Raw genomic sequence first — 20,953 nt, 5'->3', positions numbered from 1 at the left:
TTATAGATTATTTAGTTTATTCCTGTTTAATTGGTTTTGTATTAATATTTTTAGTTTTTTTAAAATTACGAACATATATAGAAGTAAATTTTAAAAATATAATTTTTTCATTTGCGATTTTTATAAGTGGCTTTTTGATATATTTACTTTAGTTTAAAAATTTTAATCAATAACTTATGAGAAAAGCTTACAAACTCTCGGCAGCAATTGTGCTCCTCTTCCTATCGGTAGGGTGGTCATTTGCTCAGTACACGGTCACGGGTATCGTCACCGATAGCCGGACAGGAGAGCCTCTGATTGGGGCAAACATTTTGGTAAGAAATACCACAACTGGTACAGTGGCAGACCTTGATGGAAGGTTTACCCTAAATCTAAACAGTAATGATGAAGCTGTTTTGGCTATTTCTTCATTGGGCTATTTGAGCCAGACATTCACGGTGAGTCCTTCAAGCAATTCTTTGCAAGTAGCACTGAAAGAGGACGCTACTAATCTTGAGGAAGTAGTGATTACTGGATTGGCTTCTTCTGTAAAGAGGTCCAACTTAGCAAATGCTGTTTCTTCAGTTTCTGCTAGAGAATTAACGGGTACAACAACTATTCAAACAACGGATGGTGCCTTGTACGGTAAAATTGCTGGTGCGACTATCAGATCCAATGGTGGTGCACCAGGAGGTGGACTATCTATCCAATTGAGAGGAATATCAAGTTTGTCAGGTGCTTCTCAACCTCTTATAATTTTAGATGGAGTGTATATTAACAACTCATTTCAAAGAACAGGTAGAGCTGCTGTCACAGGTGCAGGAGCTTCTAATCAGGATGATGGCTCAAACAGGTTAGCTGATTTAAACCCTGCAGATATTGAGTCTATAGAGGTTTTGAAAGGTCCTTCAGCAGCTGCAATTTATGGTACTAGAGCAAATGCTGGTGTAATCATTATTACAACTAAAAGAGGATCAGAAGGTAAAACAAAAGTTTCCCTTTCTCAAGATATTGGATTTGCTCAGCCTTTAAGGCTCTTAGGTGTTGATGATTGGAGTGAGGAGAAAATCAACTTTTTCTTTCCAACGGCAAATAATAGAAGAGAAATTGAATTAGAAAGATTCAGACAAGGTGATAGAATTGATTATGAAGATTATTTTTATAATAATACTGCGCTACTGAGTAATACAAGACTAACTGTCACAGGAGGCACAGACAAAACAAAGTTCTTTGTTTCTGGAAATATCACTTCAGAAGATGGAACTGTAAAAAACACAGGTTTTGACCGTTATTCAATAAGAGCGAATATAGATCACAAAATCTCCAACAGTATACGATTGGGTGTTTCTTCAAATTACATCAAATCACAAACAGATAGAGGTTTCACTGGAAATCAAAATAATTCTGGAGCAAGTATTGGCTATAGCATCGCTTATGTTCCAAATTACTTTGACTTAAGACCTGTTAATGGAATCTATCCAAACAATCCATACTTTGCTGAAAATCCTGTTGCATTAACAGATAATGCAATCAACTCTTCCGAAGTAAATAGATTTGTTCAAGCATTTAATTTAGATATTGATTTACTGAAGACTAGCAAAAGCTTTCTAAAAGCAAATATTGCAGGTGGTTTGGACTTTTTGCAAAACTCAACAATGGTCTATTTACCAGAGTTTTTACAATCTCAACAAGCATCAGCAAACCCAGGTGACCTTCTCGTTGGAAAGCAAGAAAGTTTCAATACTAACTTTCAAGCGGCTTTGGTATACAATTGGAATTTAGGTCAGGTAAATATGAATTCCCAAGCGGGTTTGGTAAGATTAGATTTTAATAATTCTACCTTATTCAACAGAGGTAGGGGCCTAGTACCAGGACAAACCAATTTAAGACAAGCAGCAGTTCAAGAAATTAACGAGAACTTCAATTCTGAAATTCAAGAAGCTGGTGTGTTTTTACAACAGGAAGCAAATTGGGATGATAAAGTCATCGGTACAGTTGGGATTAGATGGGATAAATCAACGCTTAATGGTAACGCTAATCAATCCTATGCTTTCCCAAGAGCATCACTTGCAGTAAATGTGGCAAACTTCGATTTCTTTAACTCTTCTGTTGTAAACCAATTGAAGCCTAGAATCGCTTATGGGGAAACTGCAGGTCCTGTGGCTTTTGGTAATATTTATACACCGTTGATTGGAGCAAATATTGGAGGTCTTTTAGGATCGGTAGTATCAGCACAAGTTGGTAATGACCGAATTTTCCCAGAAACAGCCACAGAATTAGAATTTGGGGTTGACATGGGGCTTTTCAATAATAGAGTAGGTATTGAAGCAACTTATTACATTAAAAACACACAAAATAATATCCAAAATCTTAACCTTTCTCCTGCTGCTGGTGTGAATACAACTCCAAGTAATGAGGCTGAGCTACAAAACAAAGGGATAGAGTTGGGGATATCTGGTACTATCGTGGATAAGTCTGATTTCAAATGGTTTTCCAGAGTTTTATATTGGAGAAATAGAGTCAACTTGACTCGATTAGGTATACCTACTTACACAGCAGGGGCATTCGGTTCTGGTCTTGGTACTTTCTTGTATGCAGAGGGATTTGCTCCCACTACGATTGTAGGGACTCCAGCTGACCCAAGTATTCCAGGTGGTTTTACTATCTGGGGCGATGCCCAACCTAACTTCAATATGTCTATCTACAACACTATTAGTTTAAAAAAGAATCTAGAACTTTCATTCTTAGTAGATTGGAGACAAGGTGGTGACAATATTAACCTGACTTCATTCCTAACAGACTCAGGAGGAACAACCAATGGCTGGTTTAATGATGACAATGGAGATGGTATTCCAAATGGAAGACAAAGACCACCTGCACCACACAATAATGCTGCTAGATGGGTACAAGACGCCTCTTTTGTAAAAGTAAGAGAAATAGGTTTGTATTATACCTTCCCAAGAACCCAAGTAGCAAATATGTTTGGCGGTGCATTAGAAAACATTAAAATCGGTGCTTCTGCAAATAATGTTTTCCTTTTCACTAAATATGAAGGGTATGATCCAGAGACTTCTACCTTTGGAGCTCAGTCTGTTGCGAATAATGTGGACATTGCTCCATATCCAACGCCAAGAAGAATATTCTTCCATGTTACGCTCGATTTTTAATTCTAAAATTGACAAAAAATGAAAAAACATAATTTATATATGACCCTAGCGATACTCATCAGTATGAGTATTTGGGGATGTAATCCTTTGAAATTGGATGAAATTGATGATCCCAACAACCCATCTGTGGGAAGTGTATCCAATAATGCATCTAGACAACAGATTCAATTTGTGTTGACAGGATTGGAGGCTAGACACCGCGGCTATGTCACCAATGTATCACAAGCTTGGAACACATTTGGGAGAGAAATATGGTACCTAAATGGTTCAGATCCAAGATCTCAAACTGACTGGCTCGGCCAAAATGGAAGGGTGCCTGATAGATCTTATTTTGGATTTGGAAACACAGGAGGGGGTTCTTACGCTGCTCCTTACCAAGCAATCAATCAGGCGAATGTCTTGATTCGTGCGGCAAATAACACTACCTTCTTAAATGATTCTGAGAAGAGAGCTGTAGCTGGATTTGCAAAAATGATCCAAGGCTATCAATTCATGATACCGGCAAATTTTGTTTATAACAATGGAATCAGAATTGATGTTGAGGATCCCTTGAACCCAGGGCCCTTTGTTCCATATGCACAAGCAATGGATCATGTAAGGAGTATTTTGGTAGCGGCTGATGCTGATTTCAACGCTGCTGGTTCTGGAAATTTTCCGTTGACATTGACCTCAGGTTTTGCTGGTTTTAATACCATCAGTGGACTAAGACAGGTGACGAATGCAATTCTCGCACGTGCCAATGCATACAGACAAGACTGGCAAGGTGTTTTGACGGCGCTCAATAGTTCATTTATGAATTTGAATGGCCCTCTAAATGTAGGTCCAGCACATCCATATGTTGGCCCGCCAGATGCCTTTAACCCGCTCTTTTATGTGCCAAATGCTGCTACAAACACCATCATAGTTGTACATCCATCAGTTTTGGAAGATGCCTTACCTAATGATAATCGAAGAGCTAAATTCTTCCAAAGAAATACTCCTGTAACTGTATCAACTGATGCAGGTGTCTTAACAGGAACACACCAAGATGCAAGATGGCCTTCAAATACCACATCAATTCCATTTATCAAGAATGAAGAACTGATTTTATTGAAAGCTGAAGCACATGCTAACCTTGATCAATTTGCAGATGCAGTCGCCGCAATCAATATTATCAGAAATGCTGCTGGAATTGGGCCATATACAGGTGCTACTTCTAGAGCAGCATTGATCGACGAAATTCTGTTTCAAAGAAGGTATTCTCTATGGGCAGAACCATGGGGTCACCGTTGGATAGATGCTCGACGTTATGATAGGTTAAATCAAATTCCTACAAACTTTGATGGTGGAACAATCTTTACCCAGTTTCCCCATCCTCAGGCTGAATTGAGCTGGGATCAATACACAGGGAATTAATTAAGTTTATAAATTTAGAGAGAGAGAGAGAAAGTTTTTTTCTCTCTCTCATTTTTTAAACCCTCCTCGTATCTGCCTGCCATTCTTTAATTCTTTGCTTGATCACTTTGGCCCTGAGATCATTCTTGATGGTTTCATCTATTAGTGAAAGTAACTCCTCGTCTGACGCAAAGCGAAGTGCAATAATTTGCGATAGACGTAATTTTGGTTCAAGCTCACGTAAAGATTTACCTGTCAACTCAAAATACCTTAATCTCATTTCCATACGGATGATTCTATCTTGATTTTTCAACGCATACAACCTTGACAGTATAGGAAGGATTAAAATAATCAAAGCACCAAGTAAATGATAAGTAGCATGAGCAAATAGATCAGTATCAAAAGCTTGGATCACTTTTACTATAGACCATATAAAATAGAGCAAAGTCAATGGTGTGATTACAAAATGATGTAAAGGGTAATACCGAGCGTGATTTTTATAGTTTTGCATATTTTCAAATTTTCTTTTCCATAACAATATCATCCATCACAAACCCATTTTCAAGGGCTATCACCTCACGTTTGGCTTCGTAAAATCCTAGAGCTAAATAGGCTTGTAAAGCCTGATTATTAAACCTATTGACATTCAGGTAAATGGCATCAAATAGATTTGCCTTTGCAATTTTTTCAACCTCTGAAATCAATCTTTTACCTACGCCCTGACCTTGCACATCAGGAAGAAGGTAAATCTTATGTATCTTAACTTTACCAGAATTAGCACAATTGAGCTCATAAGAGCAGTATCCTATGTATTTCTCATTTTCTTCTGCTAAAAGAAACACATGATTCTTGTCTTTTACCTGAGAATTCAAAGATTCTAAGGAGTACATCCAATCCATCATGTATTCAATCTGACTTGAAGTCAATATATCTTTAAATGTGTGGGGCCATGTAATTTGAGCTATTTTCTGAACTTCAATTAATTGGCTTTCTGTAGCTTGGTAAATCTTCAACATGTATTGTGAAAACAAATGATGTTTAAAGCTAAATCCATTTTCTGGATTTTGGAAACAAAATCCTTTCACGAAATATATTTACCTTTAAGATTCATCCTATTTGTTCGCAATGACCATTCAGCAAAAAATAAAAAATCAAGCTTTGAATTCTGAGTTTGAATTTCAGACTTCAAGAAGTAGTGGACCTGGTGGGCAAAATGTAAACAAAGTTAATTCTAAAGTTCAGTTATTTTTTGATGTAGGTAATTCACAAGTTCTCAATGAGCAAGAAAAATCAATTCTCTTGAACAAATGGGAAAATAAGCTTGACAATGAAGGCAAAGTAATGTTTCAAAGCCAAGAAAAGCGCTCCCAACTTCAGAACAAAGAGCTCGTAATTCGGAAATTTTATGATGCATTATCAAAGGCTTTTGAGAAAAAGAAGATTAGAAAAGTAACTAAGCCCTCAAAAGCAGCAATTGAAAGCAGAATAAAAGCCAAAAAAAGTGCTTCACAAAAAAAACAGAATCGAGGGAAAGTGGATTGGTAAAATCAATAAAAAAAGACTAGCAAATAGATCTGCTAGCCTTTTTTTAAGGTATCTATTGATAATACTGATTTATATCTCTGATTATTTCAACTTTTACCTCAGTCTATCCCAATTGATCAATGCATTCCAAACCATTGGCGCATCATGATGATTGAGGAATCTATGCAATGGGTCAAATGTGAAGGCTAAAACATTGCCTCGTCCGACGGGCACATTGAATACTGTACCATGGCCTATGATCTCTTGTTCATTCCTTACCATACCAGCAACTACATAAGGCTTTGATTTTTCTTCCTTAGCTTTCGTCTTCTCACTTTTAGCCTTATCAGGCATCCCAAGAATTGGACCTTCATAAGGAATTTCATCTTTCAATGGCTTACTTCCATACTGCACAAGCATCAAATCTCTGTTGTACTTGTTTGTTTGCAATAATGGACCATTCCCTCTGAAAATCGAAAACTCCTCTGGATATCCATTGACAATAGGAGAATCAGATTTTCTTATCTTAGCCATCACGATAGAACCTGGGTGAAATAAACTCCCCGAACTTGCAGCACTCAATTCGGGTGCAAGACCCAATTCCGACATGATCGCTGCACTATTTTCTAAGGCTATCAGCAAGCCTCCTTCTTGAACAAACTTCCTTAAATTCTCAATTCCTCCAAAACCTGGACCACCAGTCATATCAGTGGTAGAAGATGGAAAACCATGACTTGGAAACTCAGAAGTTTTGGTATAAGGCATCGTACCAAATTTACTATCAACACCATTGATGAAAGTTTTCGCATTGCCTCGTACTCTTGGTATTAGAATAACATCAAATTTTGATTTCAAATTTCCTGCTTTAAAGTCATCCTTATCAATGGATGTGTAAGGAATTCCTCTTTGTTCAAAAGTATATCTGGACCAACCTTCATCCTGAGTGTTAAACCAAGTATGATAAATGGCTACTCTCGGTAGATTAACTGACTTTTGGTCAATTTTTGAAAAATCGGTCGAACTTGCATGGAAATTAAGACCAAAGTTTTCGGAAATTTTCTTGATTTGATTGGAATTGCTTTTTGTAATGATGACAGATCCAGCAGGATATGATTTTCCATTGACTTCTTCTGTTTTTTTCAAAACACTTATATTAGCATTCTTATTATCTTGCTTTAAAGCATATAAGGCTGGAAGAACAGTATTTTGTGCATGATAAGGAAGAATAAAAGTACTTCCACTTCCATCAATTTTCCCTTTATATGTTGCCTCTTCTGACAAAAGTTTATAAGAAGATAGATTTTTGCTATCTATCACATCTAAAGCATCAACCTCTACACCATAAAGATTAGGTAGTGTCCATGCTATGGCATCATAAGGAGGAAATTTTGCGTCTTTTGGGTAAGACTGAGGTGTCATTAAAGAAACTAAGAGATTGCGGTAAGGCTGTTCTGAAAGGATTAAATATTCATCATCGGATTCATGAACCTCGATGCCTTGAACCATCAACTGATTCGCTAAATAAGCAGCCATAGCTGGATCACGCTGTTCCTTGGCAATCACAAATCCTTTAGGACCTTCAGTTTTTCCTTTTTCTACGCTGTTGAATCCTTTTTTGTAGAAATTTCTCAAAAGTTGCTTCCCATTAGTTGCAGCATAAGAAAGAGAAGCAATCACGCCAGTTTGGGTATAGTTGATGTTATTTCTGTAAGACCATAAAACTTGTGGTGTGGCTGGATCCGGTCTATACCATTCTTTGGAAGTTGCAAGATCACCTGCATAGCGTGAAGTTGACAGATCTCTTAAATAGGTATCGGCACCGGCATTGCCATAGGTTTCATAGAATCGACCATTTGAATTGTGGTTATTCGCTACCCATATTCCGTATCCTGGCCACCAGCCATCGTAAAAAGCCCAAGTAAAAGCGCCTGGCATTCCTTGTGCAGCCACTTCTGCTACATCATGATTTCCCATCACTTGCCATTCGCTTTGTGTTATTGGATCTACAAAATCATTGTAAGGACCAGTACCTGTAGAGATATAAAGCAAAGGAACAGACTCATGCAAATCCAACATCACTGTTGGATGAAATTCAAAAAAACCTTTAAAAATCGATTTGGTGATGGCTTGAGATACTTGTAGTCCATCTCTATTATTATCATGGAAGACATATTTCCCCCAATAAGGAACTGATCTCGGGAAACCATCATCAAACAATTCTCTTCCTTTCGTATATCTGTAGTACCAATCGACTTGTTTGTCCCATCCATCTGGTTCCGATACAGGATTGATTACTGTAATGATATTTTTTCTAATTTCTTTGATTTGCTCTGCTTCTGAAGTGACTAATCTATAAGCTAACTCCATCATCATTTCTGGAGATCCCATTTCTGTTGCATGCATGCCAGCACTGAGATAATAAATAGGCTTCGCTTTAGTAATAATTTGTTCTGCTTGTGTAGGATTAGTTTTTCGGGAGTCTGAAAGCAATGCTGTTTGTTCTTTATAAAAATCCAAATTTTTAATGGAATTCTCTTCTCCAATAACGATCAAATAAAAATTTCTCCCTTCTTCAGTTTTACCCATTTCTTGCATATGAACCATAGGGGAGGTTTCGGCAAGCTTTTGATAGTAAGCGTAGATTTTATCTGTGGTATGGACATGCCCTTCTGCTCCAATAATATGACCAAAATGTTTTAAGGGAGATGGAATAGTAGGATGATCCACCACATCTAGGAGCGATTCTGGTAAAAACCTTTTGTCTGTGGTAAAATCTTTAATTTTTTGATTGTAAGTCTGATCAAGCTGCTGTGCTTTAGCGATCCAAGAACCAACAAAAAGTAACAGCAATACAATACTATAGCGCTTTTTCATAGTGATTAAGTTTGTGATGCCTTAAGCTACAAAAAAAATGTAAAATTTTGTTCTTGAATTTCTCTGATGGTTAGATTTAAATCTACCTAACCCCTAAGATCCTAAATGGCAACAAAAATATATTTTTTACCAAATCAAATGAAAAGTTGATTGCAAATCCCAAAAGTCTAAATGGAAGGAGTAATAACCAAACTATTGGATATAGAAATAAAGCCAAGATCGCAATTGGCCAACAAATGATAAATAAAATCAACCAAAGTAAGAAAGTGAGCATAGCGTTATATTTACTGTTCAATCGATTGAGTACAAGTTAAAGACCAAATGTATAAAGACCCTTAAAATCAATATCTTATAAATTTTATTTTGATCTTATTGTTCTAATTCGAACAGCAAATCGCATTTTTTCGGACAGTAGCTACTAAAATGACAAACATCATATTTTTGACTGATTTCAGCTTTAAATTTTCCCTTTTAATATTATGTACTGATGAAATGCTGAAAAAACTAGGTTCTACAGGGGACTATTTCGAACGAATATCTGTCAACCTATACGAGATTACTAATAAACTTAATCAAAGTGAAGCTCTTTGGAACATGCTGTCCGACGAAGAGATTTCAAAAAGCATATTAAAAACACTCCAAGAACTTAAATTAGCAAGTCAACATGCATCAGCGATGACACATGCAGGCAAAGACATGATATTTGAGTTTCAAAACGGCAATGGTTTAATCCATAAAGCTTTTTCAGACTCTATTATGAGTCAACAGCTTGCAACTTCAATGGAAAATGTTGGCAACAAGTGAAAAAGCAGTTGGATTGATGGACGAAATGAAAAACTGGCTAGAATCAGTTCAAAACTCGGAAGGAACTGTACAACTTATTCTCAAAGACAGCACCTTAAGAGCAGAAATTCAACAATCCATCACTAATCTTGAAGCAGGAACAGACAATTTCAATCAGAACATGGAAGCCTTGAAGCAGAATTTTCTATTTAGAAGATATTTCAGAAAATTAGAGAAAAAAGAATAGTTAATTGATCATAAAGATCAAAAAATCAAGAGGCTCCCAAGTCTCAAATCTTGCATCTTATATCTTGGGTCTCGCTTCTTGCCTCTCAAAACTAACCTTCATTATTCCACATTCTCAAGCCGCCTTCAAATGCCATTTGATTATTTCCTAATCTACAATTTGGTAGGGTTTTAGTCAAATGCTTTGAGTTTCCGCCACCTAAGACAATTTCATCTGGGATAAAAGCAATGGTAAATCTTTTTACGACAGTATTTACATGTTTTGTCCACTTGGCTGCTCCTAGATGTTGAAAACCCTTTTTACCTAAGTAATCCTCAAAAACTCCTTTTTTATAAGTCAAATGAGCTAATTCCATTGGAACAACATGTCCATGACTTACCAATGCAGAGCCTAGACCTGTACCTAAACCTAAAAACAACATTACTCCTTTATCATAAGAACCTAAAGCTTGCATCGCAGCATCATTCATTATTTTGAATGGTTTGCCAAAGGCTGACTCAAAGTCAAAACCCATCCAACCATGTCCAAGATTTTTAGGTTCAGCAGTGATTTTTCCATCTTTAATTACTCCCGGATAACCCAAAGAAATAACTTCATATTCCCAATCTGTGGTAGTTTTTAATACTTCCTCCACCATTTTTTGAGGAGTCATAAAAGTTCCAGAAGGTATCTTTCTTCTTTCCTCTCCATTATTAACCCTAACTTTTACATTGGATCCGCCAATATCAATCACAAGTATTTTCAAAATCGCTTTTGTTTTAATTCAAAATCTAATTTAGAAGATATTAGCTGCGTAGCAAAGGTTAATTTTTCTAGTTTAGAGAATAAGATGAAAAAGAAAAAGCCACCTCGTGAAGAGATGGCCTTTTTAGCTTGTTATTTTTCTAATTATTATCTACTCCTTATTTCCATTTGAGTTGTTCCAGTGTGCTTTTGTCCATACATATCAATTGCTTCAACTTCTATTGTATGGATTCCGACTGGAAGGTTAGCAGGTATATTAGCTCTCCAGAGGTGTTTGCTTTTTTGCGGAAGCGAAGGCCTTCTTCCGTCAAGCAATTCTTTTGTAGTATCCCATTGGAATAAATCAACCAAATATTTTGGATCATACTCATCAATGAAATTCATATTGGACCAATTTCCATTATTAATTCTGAACCTGACTTGATTTCCTTCAGTCCCCATAAAGAAATTCGCAAATATTGCTGAAGTTGTTCTTTTTCCTTGTTCAAGTAACTTTGGAGCAAATACATCAATTTGATAGTCTGCTGATTTACCAGCTACTTGATATCTGGCTTTGTATTGGTTTCCATCAATATCTAAAAATACATATCCCTTTGGTGTTCCATCTCTCATAGTTGAAACTGGCAAACCTCTTTCATCCAAAAGACCTTTATACCAATCTCCTGATGGTGTACCAATGTTATAATGATGATGTGGTTTATCTTGTTTCCACCCATCTTCTTTTCCAAAGAAATCCTGTCTTTGGTAATGTGTATGGGCTGAAAAAGACATCGTATTTGGATAGTCAGCAAGCAATTCAAAGAGCTTTTCTCTGTCCTCGTCTCTAAATGAATCTCCTTCTTCAAAGAGTGGAATATGCATGGAAAGAATAATCAACTTATCCTTCGGAACATGCTTTAGGTCATTTTCAATAAATGCCAGTTGATCAGGTCTAAATCCACCCCAGTATCCAACTCCATCTCTTGGATCAGGATAGAGAATATTTTCTAGCATAATCACATGAACATCCGCATAGTTGAATGCATAAGTGGAAGGACCAAAATGTGCTTCAAAAGATTCATCTGTCAATTTATCCTCTTTAACATCATAATTTTGATCATGATTACCCATGATATTGTACCAAGGGATTCCGATTTTGGAAACTACTTCAGAATAAGCAGGAAATAAACTCAAGTCATCTCCAACCAAATCCCCCATAGAAACTCCAAATTCTACACCTTGAATTCCCTCAAGTTCTTCAACAATTGCTCTTTGGAAATATCCAACTTCTTCCATGTTGTATGGCTGAGGATCTCCAAAAATCAAGCTAGTAAACTTTTTCTTTTCTTCAGCTTTCTTTAAACCAAAGTCAACAGATTTTGGAAGTGGACCAGTTGGTTCAGAGCCTTTGTATTTTAGATCAGGTGATCCAGATGGTTTGTGGATGTAGAAATGTTGTGGGAAGTTATATTTATTTAAAGGAACGGAATAGCCCGATGGTTTGATCACAAAAATCAAATCACCATCTTTTACTTCAAGACTGTATTCCCCTTTTTCATTCGTGGTGACTACATCTTCTCCATTAGATACAGCCACTCCAGAAATTCCTTTTTCATTTCTGTCTTTTTTACCATTTCCATTTACATCTTCATAGATGACCCCCTTGGCTATTTCTTGTGCGTAAAGCGAAAAGCATAAGGTAATTAAAATTGCACTAAAGATTATTTTTTTCATTTTAAATTCAAGGTTTCTTGTTTTCTTTCTTAAAAGCTTGGCTGAGTAAAAAGTCATTTGTTATCAACTTTCTATTTTCTGGTTTTATATCATGATTCAATTAATATTCAATTTTTTATGTTTTGGAGAGAATACTTCATTATAAAGACAACTATAAGCTCTTGATCTTTGCATATGTAGCAAAAGAATTCCCCGTATTCATTAAAGATTTCATCAAATTCCTTCGGAGCATTGACCAATTGCATAATGATATTCATTATTTGGTTCCTTAAAGGTAAAACTGATGTTCCGTATGGTTGCTGATCATAAGTTATGATATCATTAACTTTATTTTTTATAATTAACACTACAGAAAAATACACGAGCTATTTCTGGCAAATAATTTGGAATTATATTTCAAGCCAGCACGTTTCAAAAACAAAAAATCTAAATACAATTGTCATCCTATATATTTTCAATTTATGAAATGGAATCTCCAACATACTTATACAGAATTGCCAGCCAAACTTTTCACACTTCAGGCGCCAGCACCTGTCAAATCACCAAAGCTTGAACTTTTTAATGAATCATTAGCTGAATTTCTTGGGATCCCTGTTGCAGATAAAGTAGAGTTATCAGAGCTTCTCTCAGGAAATAAGATTCCCCAAGGAGCAAAACCACTTGCTCAGGCTTACGCAGGACACCAATTCGGAAATTTTACAATTCTTGGTGATGGAAGAGCGATTCTTTTAGGAGAACAAATCACTCCCAATCAGGAGCTATTTGATGTCCAACTCAAAGGAGCAGGGAGAACGCCTTATTCTAGAGGTGGGGATGGGAGAGCGACCTTAAAATCCATGTTGAGAGAATATTTGATCTCTGAAGCCATGTATCATTTGGGTATTGCAAGTACAAGGGCTTTAGCTGTTGTGAAAACTGGAGAAAATGTACAGCGGGAATGGGAAAATGAAGGTGCTATCCTAACAAGAGTAGCCAAAAGCCATATTCGAGTAGGTACTTTTGAATTTGCATATCAGCAACTTACTTTGGTAGAGCAAAAGGAACTGACTACCTACACAATCCATAGAGAATATCCTGAAATTAAAAATTCTTCTAATCCTGCTTTAGATTTACTCAAAGCTGTGATGGAAAAGCAAGCTTCTCTAATTACAGATTGGATGCGGGTAGGATTTATTCATGGTGTGATGAATACGGATAACATGAGTATTGCTGGAGAGACGATTGATTATGGCCCTTGTGCTTTTATGAATGTCTATCATCCAAAAACAGTTTTTAGCTCAATCGATAGCACGGGAAGATATTCCTATTCAAATCAACCCTTGATTGCGCACTGGAATTTATCAAGGTTGGCTATTGCTTTACTCTCTCAAATTCATGAAAATCAGGAAGAAGCAGTAAAATTGGCACAAAGTACTTTAAATGAATTTCCTGAAATTTATCAGAAAAAATGGGAATCTATGATGAGCAAAAAACTTGGCTTGGAAGGAGAGCTGCCAACAGATAAAGCACTTATTGATGATTTGTTGAAGATTATGGAACAACATGCTGCTGATTATACCAATACATTTTTAGCAATCCAATCAGGAGATTTTCCAGAGGAAAGCCTTTTTCAAAGTGATGCTTTCCAAGATTGGTATCTCAATTGGATTAGAAGAGCCACGCAGAATGGAAAAAGTATGGAGGAAGTTCAGGAAATAATGGGGAAGTATAACCCGCAGTACATCCCTAGAAATCATAAAGTAGAGGAAGCACTGTTTCAAGCCACTGAAAATCATGATTATACCATTTTCAATGAAATGCTTGTGCTTTTAAAAACACCCTATCAGTTTAAAGATGGACTTACCGCTTATCAAGTTCCTCCCAAAGATGGTGATGATGGATATCAAACATTCTGTGGAACTTAAAAAAAGTACTATTTTTACAGTCTAACCCAGATTAACACTTATATCATATCATGTTAATAAAAGAAATAACAGTTTCAGAAGCTTTACCAATCAGACAAAAGGCTATGTGGCCAGACAAAGATTTAGATTTTGTGAGAGTTCCGGGTGATGAGGATGCTTATCACTTAGGATTATTTACAGATAGAAAATTGGTTTCGGTAGTTTCTGTTTTTCAAAAAGAGGGAGGAGCTCAATTTAGAAAATTTGCAACTTTGCCAGAATATCAGGGAAAAGGTTTTGGTAGTAAGTTGCTCGTCTACATGATTGGTTATGTTCAAAAAAAGAAAATTTCCAAAATCTGGTGCAATGCCCGAGTAGCAAAAGTAGATTTTTATTCAGGCTTTGGCTTAACCACAACCAAACAAACCTTTCAAAAGTCTGGAATGGACTATGTAGTGATGGAAAAAAATTTGATATAGAGATTGAAAAGAAACAAAAAAGAGCCTTTTGAGCTCTTTTTTGTTTTCTACATATCCTTATTCTTTAAATGATATTAAAGACAGATCAAGTATTCAAGTATTTTTCAGCAGCTTTGGAAATGGCTGTTTTGGCTGAATGAATACATCTTCTTGCCAAAGAATTATCCAAGTCAAAAGCCTTCATCTGCTCTTCTTGGGCGAGCCAACTTTCAGGATCCTGCTCTTGAAGTGATTCTAAGATCACACTCAAGCTTACGATCACATTTGCAGTACAATTGACAATCTCTGCAATTTGATCTGCTGACAGCAAATCCTTATAAGTATCGTAAATCTGAACCGGACTATACACGTATCCAAACTCAAAAGGATCACCACTCCAAAGAATCTTACCCGTAAAAGCATCCATGTAAATGGCTTTGCCACCACCTTGATTGATTGCACGTGTCAAGAGCTTTGCTTTTCTCAAAGAAAAAGCTTCCGAAATCTTCTCACAAATGGCACTATCGTTTTGAGAATGCTCCATCAAGTCATAAGTACTTATTGATTTTTCTAAACAGTAAATAGTCAGTCCATTCGATCACTTTGTCTGCAAGCTTTCCCACGAGAGTATGATAAGTTTGCTGATCTTCTTGGTAATCTTCTGCAACAATGGTAAAAGTCTTTTTTTCCATATCAATTTGAATTAAAATGAGTTGAAAACATGCTATTTTTTTTGAAACCTTAACTCAAACGAATCTTTTTGAAACACCTGGTTTTGATTTTGCTTGACGATTTTAAAATTACATTAGATAATGATATGTATTTCTGAGAATTTATATTCGTACTACTTCAGTTATTATTCGCTAGGAAATTGAGGAAATTTGTTTCTTGAAGAAAAGGTTCTCGTAAAAGTAGCAGTAAGCTTAGTAGGTGTATCAGTTGGTAATTGAAAGGCTTGTTAAGTGTTATCCGTTAATGCATGACTTTAGAAGTGAAATTTATAATTCTCCACCGCTTAACGCTTAACGATTTTAACAATTAACGCTGAACATTTCCTCACCGAGTCAATTCCTTAACCTTTTTCTCGATTCCTACTTTGGCTTTTTTGATATTTGAAAGAGCCAGCTTGAGGTCGATCCGATGGTTTTCAATATTTCTAGGATTGGCAAACCAAACTTCAGGATCCGTTTTTCCTTTGGACTGATTGATAGCTCGGCTGGTGATGGCTACATTCTCGGGGCAGTTGACTACTAGCGCAATTTGTTCATCAGTCAGGAGATGCTTGTAAGCCGAATGTACCCACTCAGCACCATAGATATGCTCATAGTCATACGACTCTCCTCCATTCCAAGTCTGCCCAGTATAGCAATCCTGATAAAGCGCACGGCCATAGCCTCTTTTCATAGCTTCCGCATGCATGGCAGCTTTGACTAAGTTAAAGACTTTATCAATTTCAAATCGCATATAGGGTCGGAGGGGGTTCATGGAGTTTCACTACATTCTTTATCGAATTCTAAATCAAAACTATATGATAAACTAAAGTCATTTATAGATCTTACATTAAAAATAAGTTTATTAGAATTTGATGGTTTTGATTCATCATTTTTAATAAATGTGTAAATTTCAAGGATATCCTCAGAATTTATTTCCAGATTAATTATCTTATCATTTATTGTTATAAAAGCACGAACAAAAGATTCTTGAAATAAACAATTAATTTTAAAATCATCAACTTTGGATGGCTCATCACAACTTTCAAAAACGTTTTTTATGAAGTTCATTGTCAAAATTTATTATTATTGAATAATTCTGTAAACCGCTCTCCACCTATTTCATATGATACTTTTATATAGTCTGGTCTTTTTGATTTTGAATTGTAAATTGGTTCAATATTATAACTAACCTTTTCACCTTTATCTATTGCTTTTGCCCATCTTTTTTCCATTTCAAACCATCCTCCCCCTGATCTATTAAGCTTTTTTGACATTGGAATATAATTGTACATCTCTGATCCACCACCAAATCTATTCGCAATAAAGTGTCCTCCATCATCCTTGTAGTTAGGATAGCCAGCTTTAACATTTACAATTTTTCCGTTATCCATTAAGGGTATAGCGTCTTTATATTTTTTTGACAGACCTTGCTGAATATCATTTCTCAAGGGTAGCGGCTTAGCGATAGGTGGAATGAGAGTCCCGTTTACTGATTTATATTGCCCCAAATCATTAATTAAATACTTATGAGTTCCAACTTGATAGGGAATATTTGGGATCATTTCTCTTTCTGCCAAAAAATTGTTTAATTCAATTCCTCCTTTACCTGGATTTGCGACGATTTTAGAATTGGAAATTTCCGCAAGTGTTTTTCCACTATTTTTGTCTTTTAGGAACAGAAAGTCCCTAGAGGATGTGAAAATATATTTTTCATTAAAAGCAAGCTCACCGATGTCATCAATAATACTAGTGAAATATTTCACTACAGCGACATTACCCCTTATATTAGTATTTCCAAATGAATACATTATTTTTATTGCATTCGGGTTTTCTTTTACAAAATTTGTGAGAGTTGGATTATCACTTAAAATTTTCCCGATTTCTTTCAAAAATTTATCGTCATATTTTTTTGACAAACTTTCAAAAAGATCATCTCCAAAAACATTCACTAAACTATGATTACTCGGAGCTAAATTATCCAATTTCTTTACTGCTTTTTCTAGCATCTCTCCACCAATTTCTCTTGAAGCTTTTTTACAAGAAATTGTGATAACCAATATTAAAAACAATAAAACTAATCTCATATTTTAAAACTATTATAAAACATCTAAATTTTTATAAAAATTCTCTGAATTATCATTTAAAGCAGGCAATACAATTAAATTATTTTCACTTGTATCCTTAAATGATTCAATAAGATATAACTCCATATTTCTACTTAATTGTATACTTTTATATAGTGGGTATATAATTAAAAAAGCCATTATAATGATTCTAAAGTAATTATATACACTAGAAAAATTTGGAATTATCAACAATATTAAACTTGAAATTATCGGAAAAATTACTAAAGGAGCTAAAATTAAATCTATAATTTCTGGAATAACTTCATATAAAACCATCTCTTGAACCTTCGCAATAATTTCATTTAGAAATTCATTTGAAACGATTACAGAGTCTAAATTTTCTATGATTAAATTAGACTCTTTTACCTTTTCTACTCCTAAAACATCTTTTCTCTGAATATTTAAATTATTTAAGTACTGGTCTAAATAATTCTGGATTAATGTTTGGTAAGCAGTGTTTTTAAGGTAATAACCTATTTTCACCTTCCATCTCCCTGCCTTTTTTTCCTTGCTTTCAAAGTACTTGAAAGCTTCTTTCCAAATTCCAAAAAAGCCGGTTTCTTCATCAACAAACTCTAAACTCTTTAACTCAAAATACTCTAAACTAACCCTATATAACTTTTCTTGAAACTCTTTATGGCTTCTTAGTTCATATTGGTATAAAAGCTCAGCTTTTTCTGAAGTTGAAAAACATAGATGACTATTTACAACCCAAATTAAAATAACCAAAATAGACCTGCTGATTATCATCATATTAACACTTCAAATATTGGATTAATATTCTCTATGTAAAGCCATTCTGGATTTTGATATGGCCAGATTTTGAGGATACCGAAAACAAATAAATAACTCAAAATAATAAGGACAATATTGAATAGGTTTATTGTTCCAACAAATGGTACAACACCCTCGGAGTAGTCTCCGCCTGAGCTGCCTACAGATGCTCCAATTAAAACACCTAATATTACAAGACCTCCAGCCCAATATATATACTTATTAAGAAAATTTTTATATTTAATTATCCAATAATCATTTCTTGGATCATTCTCTTTGAGTATATTTTTTCCATCAATTTTAACAGCAAAAAGAAATTCTTTGAACTCAGATAAAGCCTCTACAGTTAAAAACGTCTCTTTGTTTAAAACTCTTTTCAAAGTAGAAATAGAGCACCCAAATATCCTAGCTAGTTGCTCTATATCACCATCATTTTCTATTAATAATTCCTGAACGGTTTCATGGCCAGTCATTCCATTTATTTTATCATGGATAATTTCAGACTTTACCTCATCGTTGTTTGAACATGATATTAAGATGAATAATATTGAAATTAATAGTCCAAATCTATTTAAATTTTTTTCATTAATTTTTAAATTTTGTTTCTACTTAACTTAGAGTAATCTAGACATACTTTTAATAGACCATTTATATCGTTATCAAAAGTTTCAGGAATATTCAAAGGCTTATTTCTTATTTCATCCCAAAAAACCATCATCAAATTCTTTGGATATATCACCTTTAAAATTTCATCATAATGAAATTTAAATACTTGATTACTTTTATTTAGGACTAACGCCAATTCTATTGATTTTTTAATATTCAGATTTATTTCAGGATAATTTTTCTGGATTACATTAATTGCATCTGTTATTTCAATTTTTTATTTTGTACTGCCTGTCTTTTTTCTCTTACCTCATCATTTAAATCTACTAGCGCTTCAAAACCAGATAATAATGCACCCACTCCAATCATTACTCCGTGAGCTATTAAATCTTTTTCATTTATATTTCCATTTTTCTTTTCTAACATATTTGCCGAAGTATTAATCAAATCAAAAAAATCAGTTCCTACGTCATCAAAAGAAGAATTTAACTCAGTATTGTAGATATTCTTTTTGGATTTAACCTTAGGAGCTTTGATTAAAAAGTGTTCATCAATTAATACATTCTTTTGATTGTCCCCTACACGTTTTTTCACTTTTAAAACAATGGTTTTTGCTAAATACAAATTTTTAGAAGCAATTTTTCTTTGCTCTTGCAATAGGTCAGTAACTCTGTTCTGAAGCTTAATAATTTGAGTGAAATCTGGAGAAGCTTTTTCATATATCTCAACTAATTTTTGTAGCTCCTTTATTTCATTTTCAAGCTTACCATATTTTCCAAGTGTGAATACGTTTTTAAAGAATCCCATCTGTTTTAAATAAATTAGTTAACCTAAAATTTATATTCCCTAAGTCTTCTTGACATTTCCGTAATTCAAACTCTATATCTGGTTCTTTGTAAATTTTTTCAGAATAATTACTTTTAAATACCCAGAATGGCATTAAAATTAAATCAATTAAAAAGATAAAAGCCATAATTATTAGACTGTAAGTAAATGCTTGATTATCTAAAAAGTAGTTTATAGAGTAACTTTTTTCTCTAAAAAATATAATCATAACAACTGGAACAAGGACTACCAGCGAATGAAATACATACTTAAGCTCATATTTTAAGTATAAGTTGTGCAATCCGAAAATCCCGAAAAAGAAAAAAATAATATATGCTCTTTTTGTACTTTTCCGATCATAATCTTTAAAATCCACAAATGCAATAAATAAAAACCCCACAATAAAATAACCTAAAATGATAAGACCTGACAATAAATAAATATTCATAGTTTAGAAGTCTAAATAAAGTGTTTCATTTGGATCATTTAAAATTCTTTTGAATTCATCAAAATTCCGAATTGGACAATTTGAAGCATATTCAGTCATTGTTTTCATGCCCATTAACATTAATTCTGAATTACCACTCCTTATTCCTTCATCAATCACCTTAAATTGTTGAGATAATACCTTGTCCCTCTCTCCAAAAACCTTTTCTAGAATTAATTGACTTTTCTGAAAATCAAGAGTCATCTTTTTAATGTGAGCATCTATTAATTTTCCTTTAATATCAAGTTCTTTATTTTGATTATAGGCAATAATTAACCTTTCTGCTGAATTAGCAATCTCTAATAAATCCTCTTTTGATTTTATAAAACCTCCTCCCAAATCATCAAACCTTTGAGCTAGTTTGTTCATATTTTGGGATACCTCTGTAATTCTTTTTAGTGCATTCATATTATTATATTTTTAATTATCCCTACCCAACCTTCACCACATCCAAATGAGCTGAATTTACTGCATTGGCTTTGCGGATATCCACATCGTACATGCGCTTGAAAGCATCGACTACGCGTTCACCTCTTTCGTGATTGAGAGGATAGTGGGCTGCATGATCCATGACCACATCTACTGACATGCCCTTTAGAAGACGGACTCCGTTGCGGAACATGGATTGCTTAACAGTGATTTTGAATAAAGCCATTTGGGTGAAGTTTTATCTACT

Annotated in this window: 23 protein-coding genes; 7 read left to right on the top strand and 16 right to left on the bottom strand. The window is 34.7% G+C overall.

Going from position 1 to position 20,953, the window contains the following annotated elements:
* Nucleotides 1-176 precede the first annotated feature (176 nt).
* Entirely contained in the window at nt 177-3,146 is a 2,970-nt protein-coding gene (locus BELBA_RS14085; protein ID WP_014773363.1) for a SusC/RagA family TonB-linked outer membrane protein, read from the top strand.
* An 18-nt stretch (nt 3,147-3,164) separates the two neighbouring features.
* Entirely contained in the window at nt 3,165-4,541 is a 1,377-nt protein-coding gene (locus BELBA_RS14080; RefSeq protein WP_014773362.1) for a RagB/SusD family nutrient uptake outer membrane protein, read from the top strand.
* Nucleotides 4,542-4,596: 55 nt separating this feature from the next.
* Here the strand turns inward: BELBA_RS14080 and BELBA_RS14075 are convergent, their stop codons facing one another.
* Nucleotides 4,597-5,031, bottom strand: coding sequence for a DUF6526 family protein (locus BELBA_RS14075; RefSeq protein ID WP_014773361.1), 435 nt, complete (start codon nt 5,029-5,031; stop codon nt 4,597-4,599).
* A gap of 4 nt (nt 5,032-5,035) precedes the next feature.
* Nucleotides 5,036-5,605, bottom strand: a complete 570-nt coding sequence (locus tag BELBA_RS14070) for a GNAT family N-acetyltransferase (RefSeq protein WP_014773360.1) — start codon at nt 5,603-5,605, stop codon at nt 5,036-5,038.
* A gap of 40 nt (nt 5,606-5,645) precedes the next feature.
* Between BELBA_RS14070 and arfB the strand changes: the two genes are divergently transcribed.
* A complete protein-coding gene (arfB, locus tag BELBA_RS14065) occupies nt 5,646-6,065 on the top strand; it encodes an alternative ribosome rescue aminoacyl-tRNA hydrolase ArfB (protein WP_014773359.1) in 420 nt (139 codons plus the stop codon).
* Between the two features lie 93 nt (nt 6,066-6,158).
* Here the strand turns inward: arfB and BELBA_RS14060 are convergent, their stop codons facing one another.
* Nucleotides 6,159-8,918 carry a M14 family zinc carboxypeptidase gene (locus BELBA_RS14060; protein ID WP_014773358.1) on the bottom strand — a complete coding sequence of 920 codons (2,760 nt, stop codon included), beginning with the start codon at nt 8,916-8,918 and terminating at the stop codon, nt 6,159-6,161.
* Nucleotides 8,919-9,359: 441 nt separating this feature from the next.
* On the opposite strand from BELBA_RS14060, the gene BELBA_RS14050 reads away from it, so the two are divergent.
* Together BELBA_RS14050 and BELBA_RS14045 are read left to right on the top strand one after the other, a co-directional pair.
* Entirely contained in the window at nt 9,360-9,722 is a 363-nt protein-coding gene (locus BELBA_RS14050) for a hypothetical protein (RefSeq protein WP_157466102.1), read from the top strand.
* The gene (locus BELBA_RS14045; protein WP_041779386.1) at nt 9,706-9,948 is read left to right on the top strand and encodes a hypothetical protein; all 243 of its coding nucleotides are present in this window, start codon (nt 9,706-9,708) and stop codon (nt 9,946-9,948) included. The genes BELBA_RS14050 and BELBA_RS14045 overlap by 17 nt, the downstream gene beginning before the upstream one ends.
* 91 nt (nt 9,949-10,039) lie before the next feature.
* Here the strand turns inward: BELBA_RS14045 and BELBA_RS14040 are convergent, their stop codons facing one another.
* Together BELBA_RS14040 and BELBA_RS14035 are read right to left on the bottom strand one after the other, a co-directional pair.
* Nucleotides 10,040-10,693: an ROK family protein gene (locus tag BELBA_RS14040; protein ID WP_014773356.1), complete on the bottom strand. Its 654-nt coding sequence runs from the start codon at nt 10,691-10,693 to the stop codon at nt 10,040-10,042.
* Nucleotides 10,694-10,839: 146 nt separating this feature from the next.
* A complete protein-coding gene (locus BELBA_RS14035) occupies nt 10,840-12,405 on the bottom strand; it encodes a calcineurin-like phosphoesterase C-terminal domain-containing protein (RefSeq protein ID WP_041779690.1) in 1,566 nt (521 codons plus the stop codon).
* A 461-nt stretch (nt 12,406-12,866) separates the two neighbouring features.
* Between BELBA_RS14035 and BELBA_RS14025 the strand changes: the two genes are divergently transcribed.
* Entirely contained in the window at nt 12,867-14,309 is a 1,443-nt protein-coding gene (locus tag BELBA_RS14025; protein WP_014773354.1) for a protein adenylyltransferase SelO, read from the top strand.
* 50 nt (nt 14,310-14,359) lie between these two features.
* Nucleotides 14,360-14,767: a GNAT family N-acetyltransferase gene (locus BELBA_RS14020; RefSeq protein WP_014773353.1), complete on the top strand. Its 408-nt coding sequence runs from the start codon at nt 14,360-14,362 to the stop codon at nt 14,765-14,767.
* 85 nt (nt 14,768-14,852) lie between these two features.
* Here BELBA_RS14020 and BELBA_RS14015 read toward each other — a convergent pair whose 3' ends face one another.
* The 11 genes from BELBA_RS14015 to BELBA_RS13970 all read right to left on the bottom strand — a co-directional run bounded on the left by BELBA_RS14015 (nt 14,853) and on the right by BELBA_RS13970 (nt 20,932).
* Nucleotides 14,853-15,290 carry a hypothetical protein gene (locus BELBA_RS14015; protein WP_014773352.1) on the bottom strand — a complete coding sequence of 146 codons (438 nt, stop codon included), beginning with the start codon at nt 15,288-15,290 and terminating at the stop codon, nt 14,853-14,855.
* A gap of 4 nt (nt 15,291-15,294) precedes the next feature.
* Nucleotides 15,295-15,438, bottom strand: a complete 144-nt coding sequence (locus BELBA_RS19725; RefSeq protein ID WP_014773351.1) for a hypothetical protein — start codon at nt 15,436-15,438, stop codon at nt 15,295-15,297.
* A gap of 364 nt (nt 15,439-15,802) precedes the next feature.
* Entirely contained in the window at nt 15,803-16,210 is a 408-nt protein-coding gene (locus tag BELBA_RS14010) for a hypothetical protein (RefSeq protein WP_245531075.1), read from the bottom strand.
* 17 nt (nt 16,211-16,227) lie between these two features.
* Nucleotides 16,228-16,527 carry a hypothetical protein gene (locus BELBA_RS14005; RefSeq protein WP_014773349.1) on the bottom strand — a complete coding sequence of 100 codons (300 nt, stop codon included), beginning with the start codon at nt 16,525-16,527 and terminating at the stop codon, nt 16,228-16,230.
* A gap of 2 nt (nt 16,528-16,529) precedes the next feature.
* Nucleotides 16,530-17,543, bottom strand: a complete 1,014-nt coding sequence (locus BELBA_RS14000; protein WP_014773348.1) for a DNA/RNA non-specific endonuclease — start codon at nt 17,541-17,543, stop codon at nt 16,530-16,532.
* Nucleotides 17,544-17,555: 12 nt separating this feature from the next.
* On the bottom strand, nt 17,556-18,338 hold the full coding sequence (locus BELBA_RS13995; RefSeq protein WP_041779384.1) for a hypothetical protein: 783 nt from the start codon (nt 18,336-18,338) through the stop codon (nt 17,556-17,558).
* Nucleotides 18,335-18,832: a helix-turn-helix domain-containing protein gene (locus BELBA_RS13990; RefSeq protein ID WP_014773346.1), complete on the bottom strand. Its 498-nt coding sequence runs from the start codon at nt 18,830-18,832 to the stop codon at nt 18,335-18,337. The genes BELBA_RS13995 and BELBA_RS13990 overlap by 4 nt, the downstream gene beginning before the upstream one ends.
* A gap of 397 nt (nt 18,833-19,229) precedes the next feature.
* Nucleotides 19,230-19,772, bottom strand: a complete 543-nt coding sequence (locus BELBA_RS13985) for a hypothetical protein (RefSeq protein ID WP_014773344.1) — start codon at nt 19,770-19,772, stop codon at nt 19,230-19,232.
* A complete protein-coding gene (locus tag BELBA_RS13980; RefSeq protein ID WP_014773343.1) occupies nt 19,759-20,238 on the bottom strand; it encodes an NINE protein in 480 nt (159 codons plus the stop codon). The genes BELBA_RS13985 and BELBA_RS13980 overlap by 14 nt, the downstream gene beginning before the upstream one ends.
* Before the next feature lie 3 nt (nt 20,239-20,241).
* Complete coding sequence (locus BELBA_RS13975) at nt 20,242-20,685, bottom strand: hypothetical protein (protein ID WP_014773342.1); 444 nt, start codon at nt 20,683-20,685, stop codon at nt 20,242-20,244.
* A 22-nt stretch (nt 20,686-20,707) separates the two neighbouring features.
* Nucleotides 20,708-20,932, bottom strand: a complete 225-nt coding sequence (locus tag BELBA_RS13970; RefSeq protein ID WP_014773341.1) for a DUF6140 family protein — start codon at nt 20,930-20,932, stop codon at nt 20,708-20,710.
* Nucleotides 20,933-20,953 lie beyond the last annotated feature (21 nt).

Source organism: Belliella baltica DSM 15883 (genome assembly GCF_000265405.1).
Taxonomy (GTDB): Bacteria; Bacteroidota; Bacteroidia; order Cytophagales; family Cyclobacteriaceae; genus Belliella; species Belliella baltica.
This window is presented reverse-complemented; position numbering and strand designations above follow the sequence as displayed.

Excerpts from the sequence above, each read along its gene's own strand:
- BELBA_RS14085 (WP_014773363.1), top strand. The coding sequence starts at position 177 with ATGAGAAAAGCTTACAAACTCTCGGCAGCAATTGTGCTCCTCTTCCTA.
- BELBA_RS14080 (WP_014773362.1), top strand. The coding sequence starts at position 3,165 with ATGAAAAAACATAATTTATATATGACCCTAGCGATACTCATCAGTATG.
- BELBA_RS14075 (WP_014773361.1), bottom strand. The coding sequence starts at position 5,031 with ATGCAAAACTATAAAAATCACGCTCGGTATTACCCTTTACATCATTTT.
- arfB (WP_014773359.1), top strand. The coding sequence starts at position 5,646 with ATGACCATTCAGCAAAAAATAAAAAATCAAGCTTTGAATTCTGAGTTT.
- BELBA_RS14060 (WP_014773358.1), bottom strand. The coding sequence starts at position 8,918 with ATGAAAAAGCGCTATAGTATTGTATTGCTGTTACTTTTTGTTGGTTCT.
- BELBA_RS14045 (WP_041779386.1), top strand. The coding sequence starts at position 9,706 with ATGTTGGCAACAAGTGAAAAAGCAGTTGGATTGATGGACGAAATGAAA.
- BELBA_RS14035 (WP_041779690.1), bottom strand. The coding sequence starts at position 12,405 with ATGAAAAAAATAATCTTTAGTGCAATTTTAATTACCTTATGCTTTTCG.
- BELBA_RS14025 (WP_014773354.1), top strand. The coding sequence starts at position 12,867 with ATGAAATGGAATCTCCAACATACTTATACAGAATTGCCAGCCAAACTT.
- BELBA_RS14020 (WP_014773353.1), top strand. The coding sequence starts at position 14,360 with ATGTTAATAAAAGAAATAACAGTTTCAGAAGCTTTACCAATCAGACAA.
- BELBA_RS14015 (WP_014773352.1), bottom strand. The coding sequence starts at position 15,290 with ATGGAGCATTCTCAAAACGATAGTGCCATTTGTGAGAAGATTTCGGAA.
- BELBA_RS19725 (WP_014773351.1), bottom strand. The coding sequence starts at position 15,438 with ATGGAAAAAAAGACTTTTACCATTGTTGCAGAAGATTACCAAGAAGAT.
- BELBA_RS14010 (WP_245531075.1), bottom strand. The coding sequence starts at position 16,210 with ATGCGATTTGAAATTGATAAAGTCTTTAACTTAGTCAAAGCTGCCATG.
- BELBA_RS14005 (WP_014773349.1), bottom strand. The coding sequence starts at position 16,527 with ATGAACTTCATAAAAAACGTTTTTGAAAGTTGTGATGAGCCATCCAAA.
- BELBA_RS14000 (WP_014773348.1), bottom strand. The coding sequence starts at position 17,543 with ATGAGATTAGTTTTATTGTTTTTAATATTGGTTATCACAATTTCTTGT.
- BELBA_RS13995 (WP_041779384.1), bottom strand. The coding sequence starts at position 18,338 with ATGATGATAATCAGCAGGTCTATTTTGGTTATTTTAATTTGGGTTGTA.
- BELBA_RS13990 (WP_014773346.1), bottom strand. The coding sequence starts at position 18,832 with ATGACTGGCCATGAAACCGTTCAGGAATTATTAATAGAAAATGATGGT.
- BELBA_RS13985 (WP_014773344.1), bottom strand. The coding sequence starts at position 19,772 with ATGGGATTCTTTAAAAACGTATTCACACTTGGAAAATATGGTAAGCTT.
- BELBA_RS13980 (WP_014773343.1), bottom strand. The coding sequence starts at position 20,238 with ATGAATATTTATTTATTGTCAGGTCTTATCATTTTAGGTTATTTTATT.
- BELBA_RS13975 (WP_014773342.1), bottom strand. The coding sequence starts at position 20,685 with ATGAATGCACTAAAAAGAATTACAGAGGTATCCCAAAATATGAACAAA.
- BELBA_RS13970 (WP_014773341.1), bottom strand. The coding sequence starts at position 20,932 with ATGGCTTTATTCAAAATCACTGTTAAGCAATCCATGTTCCGCAACGGA.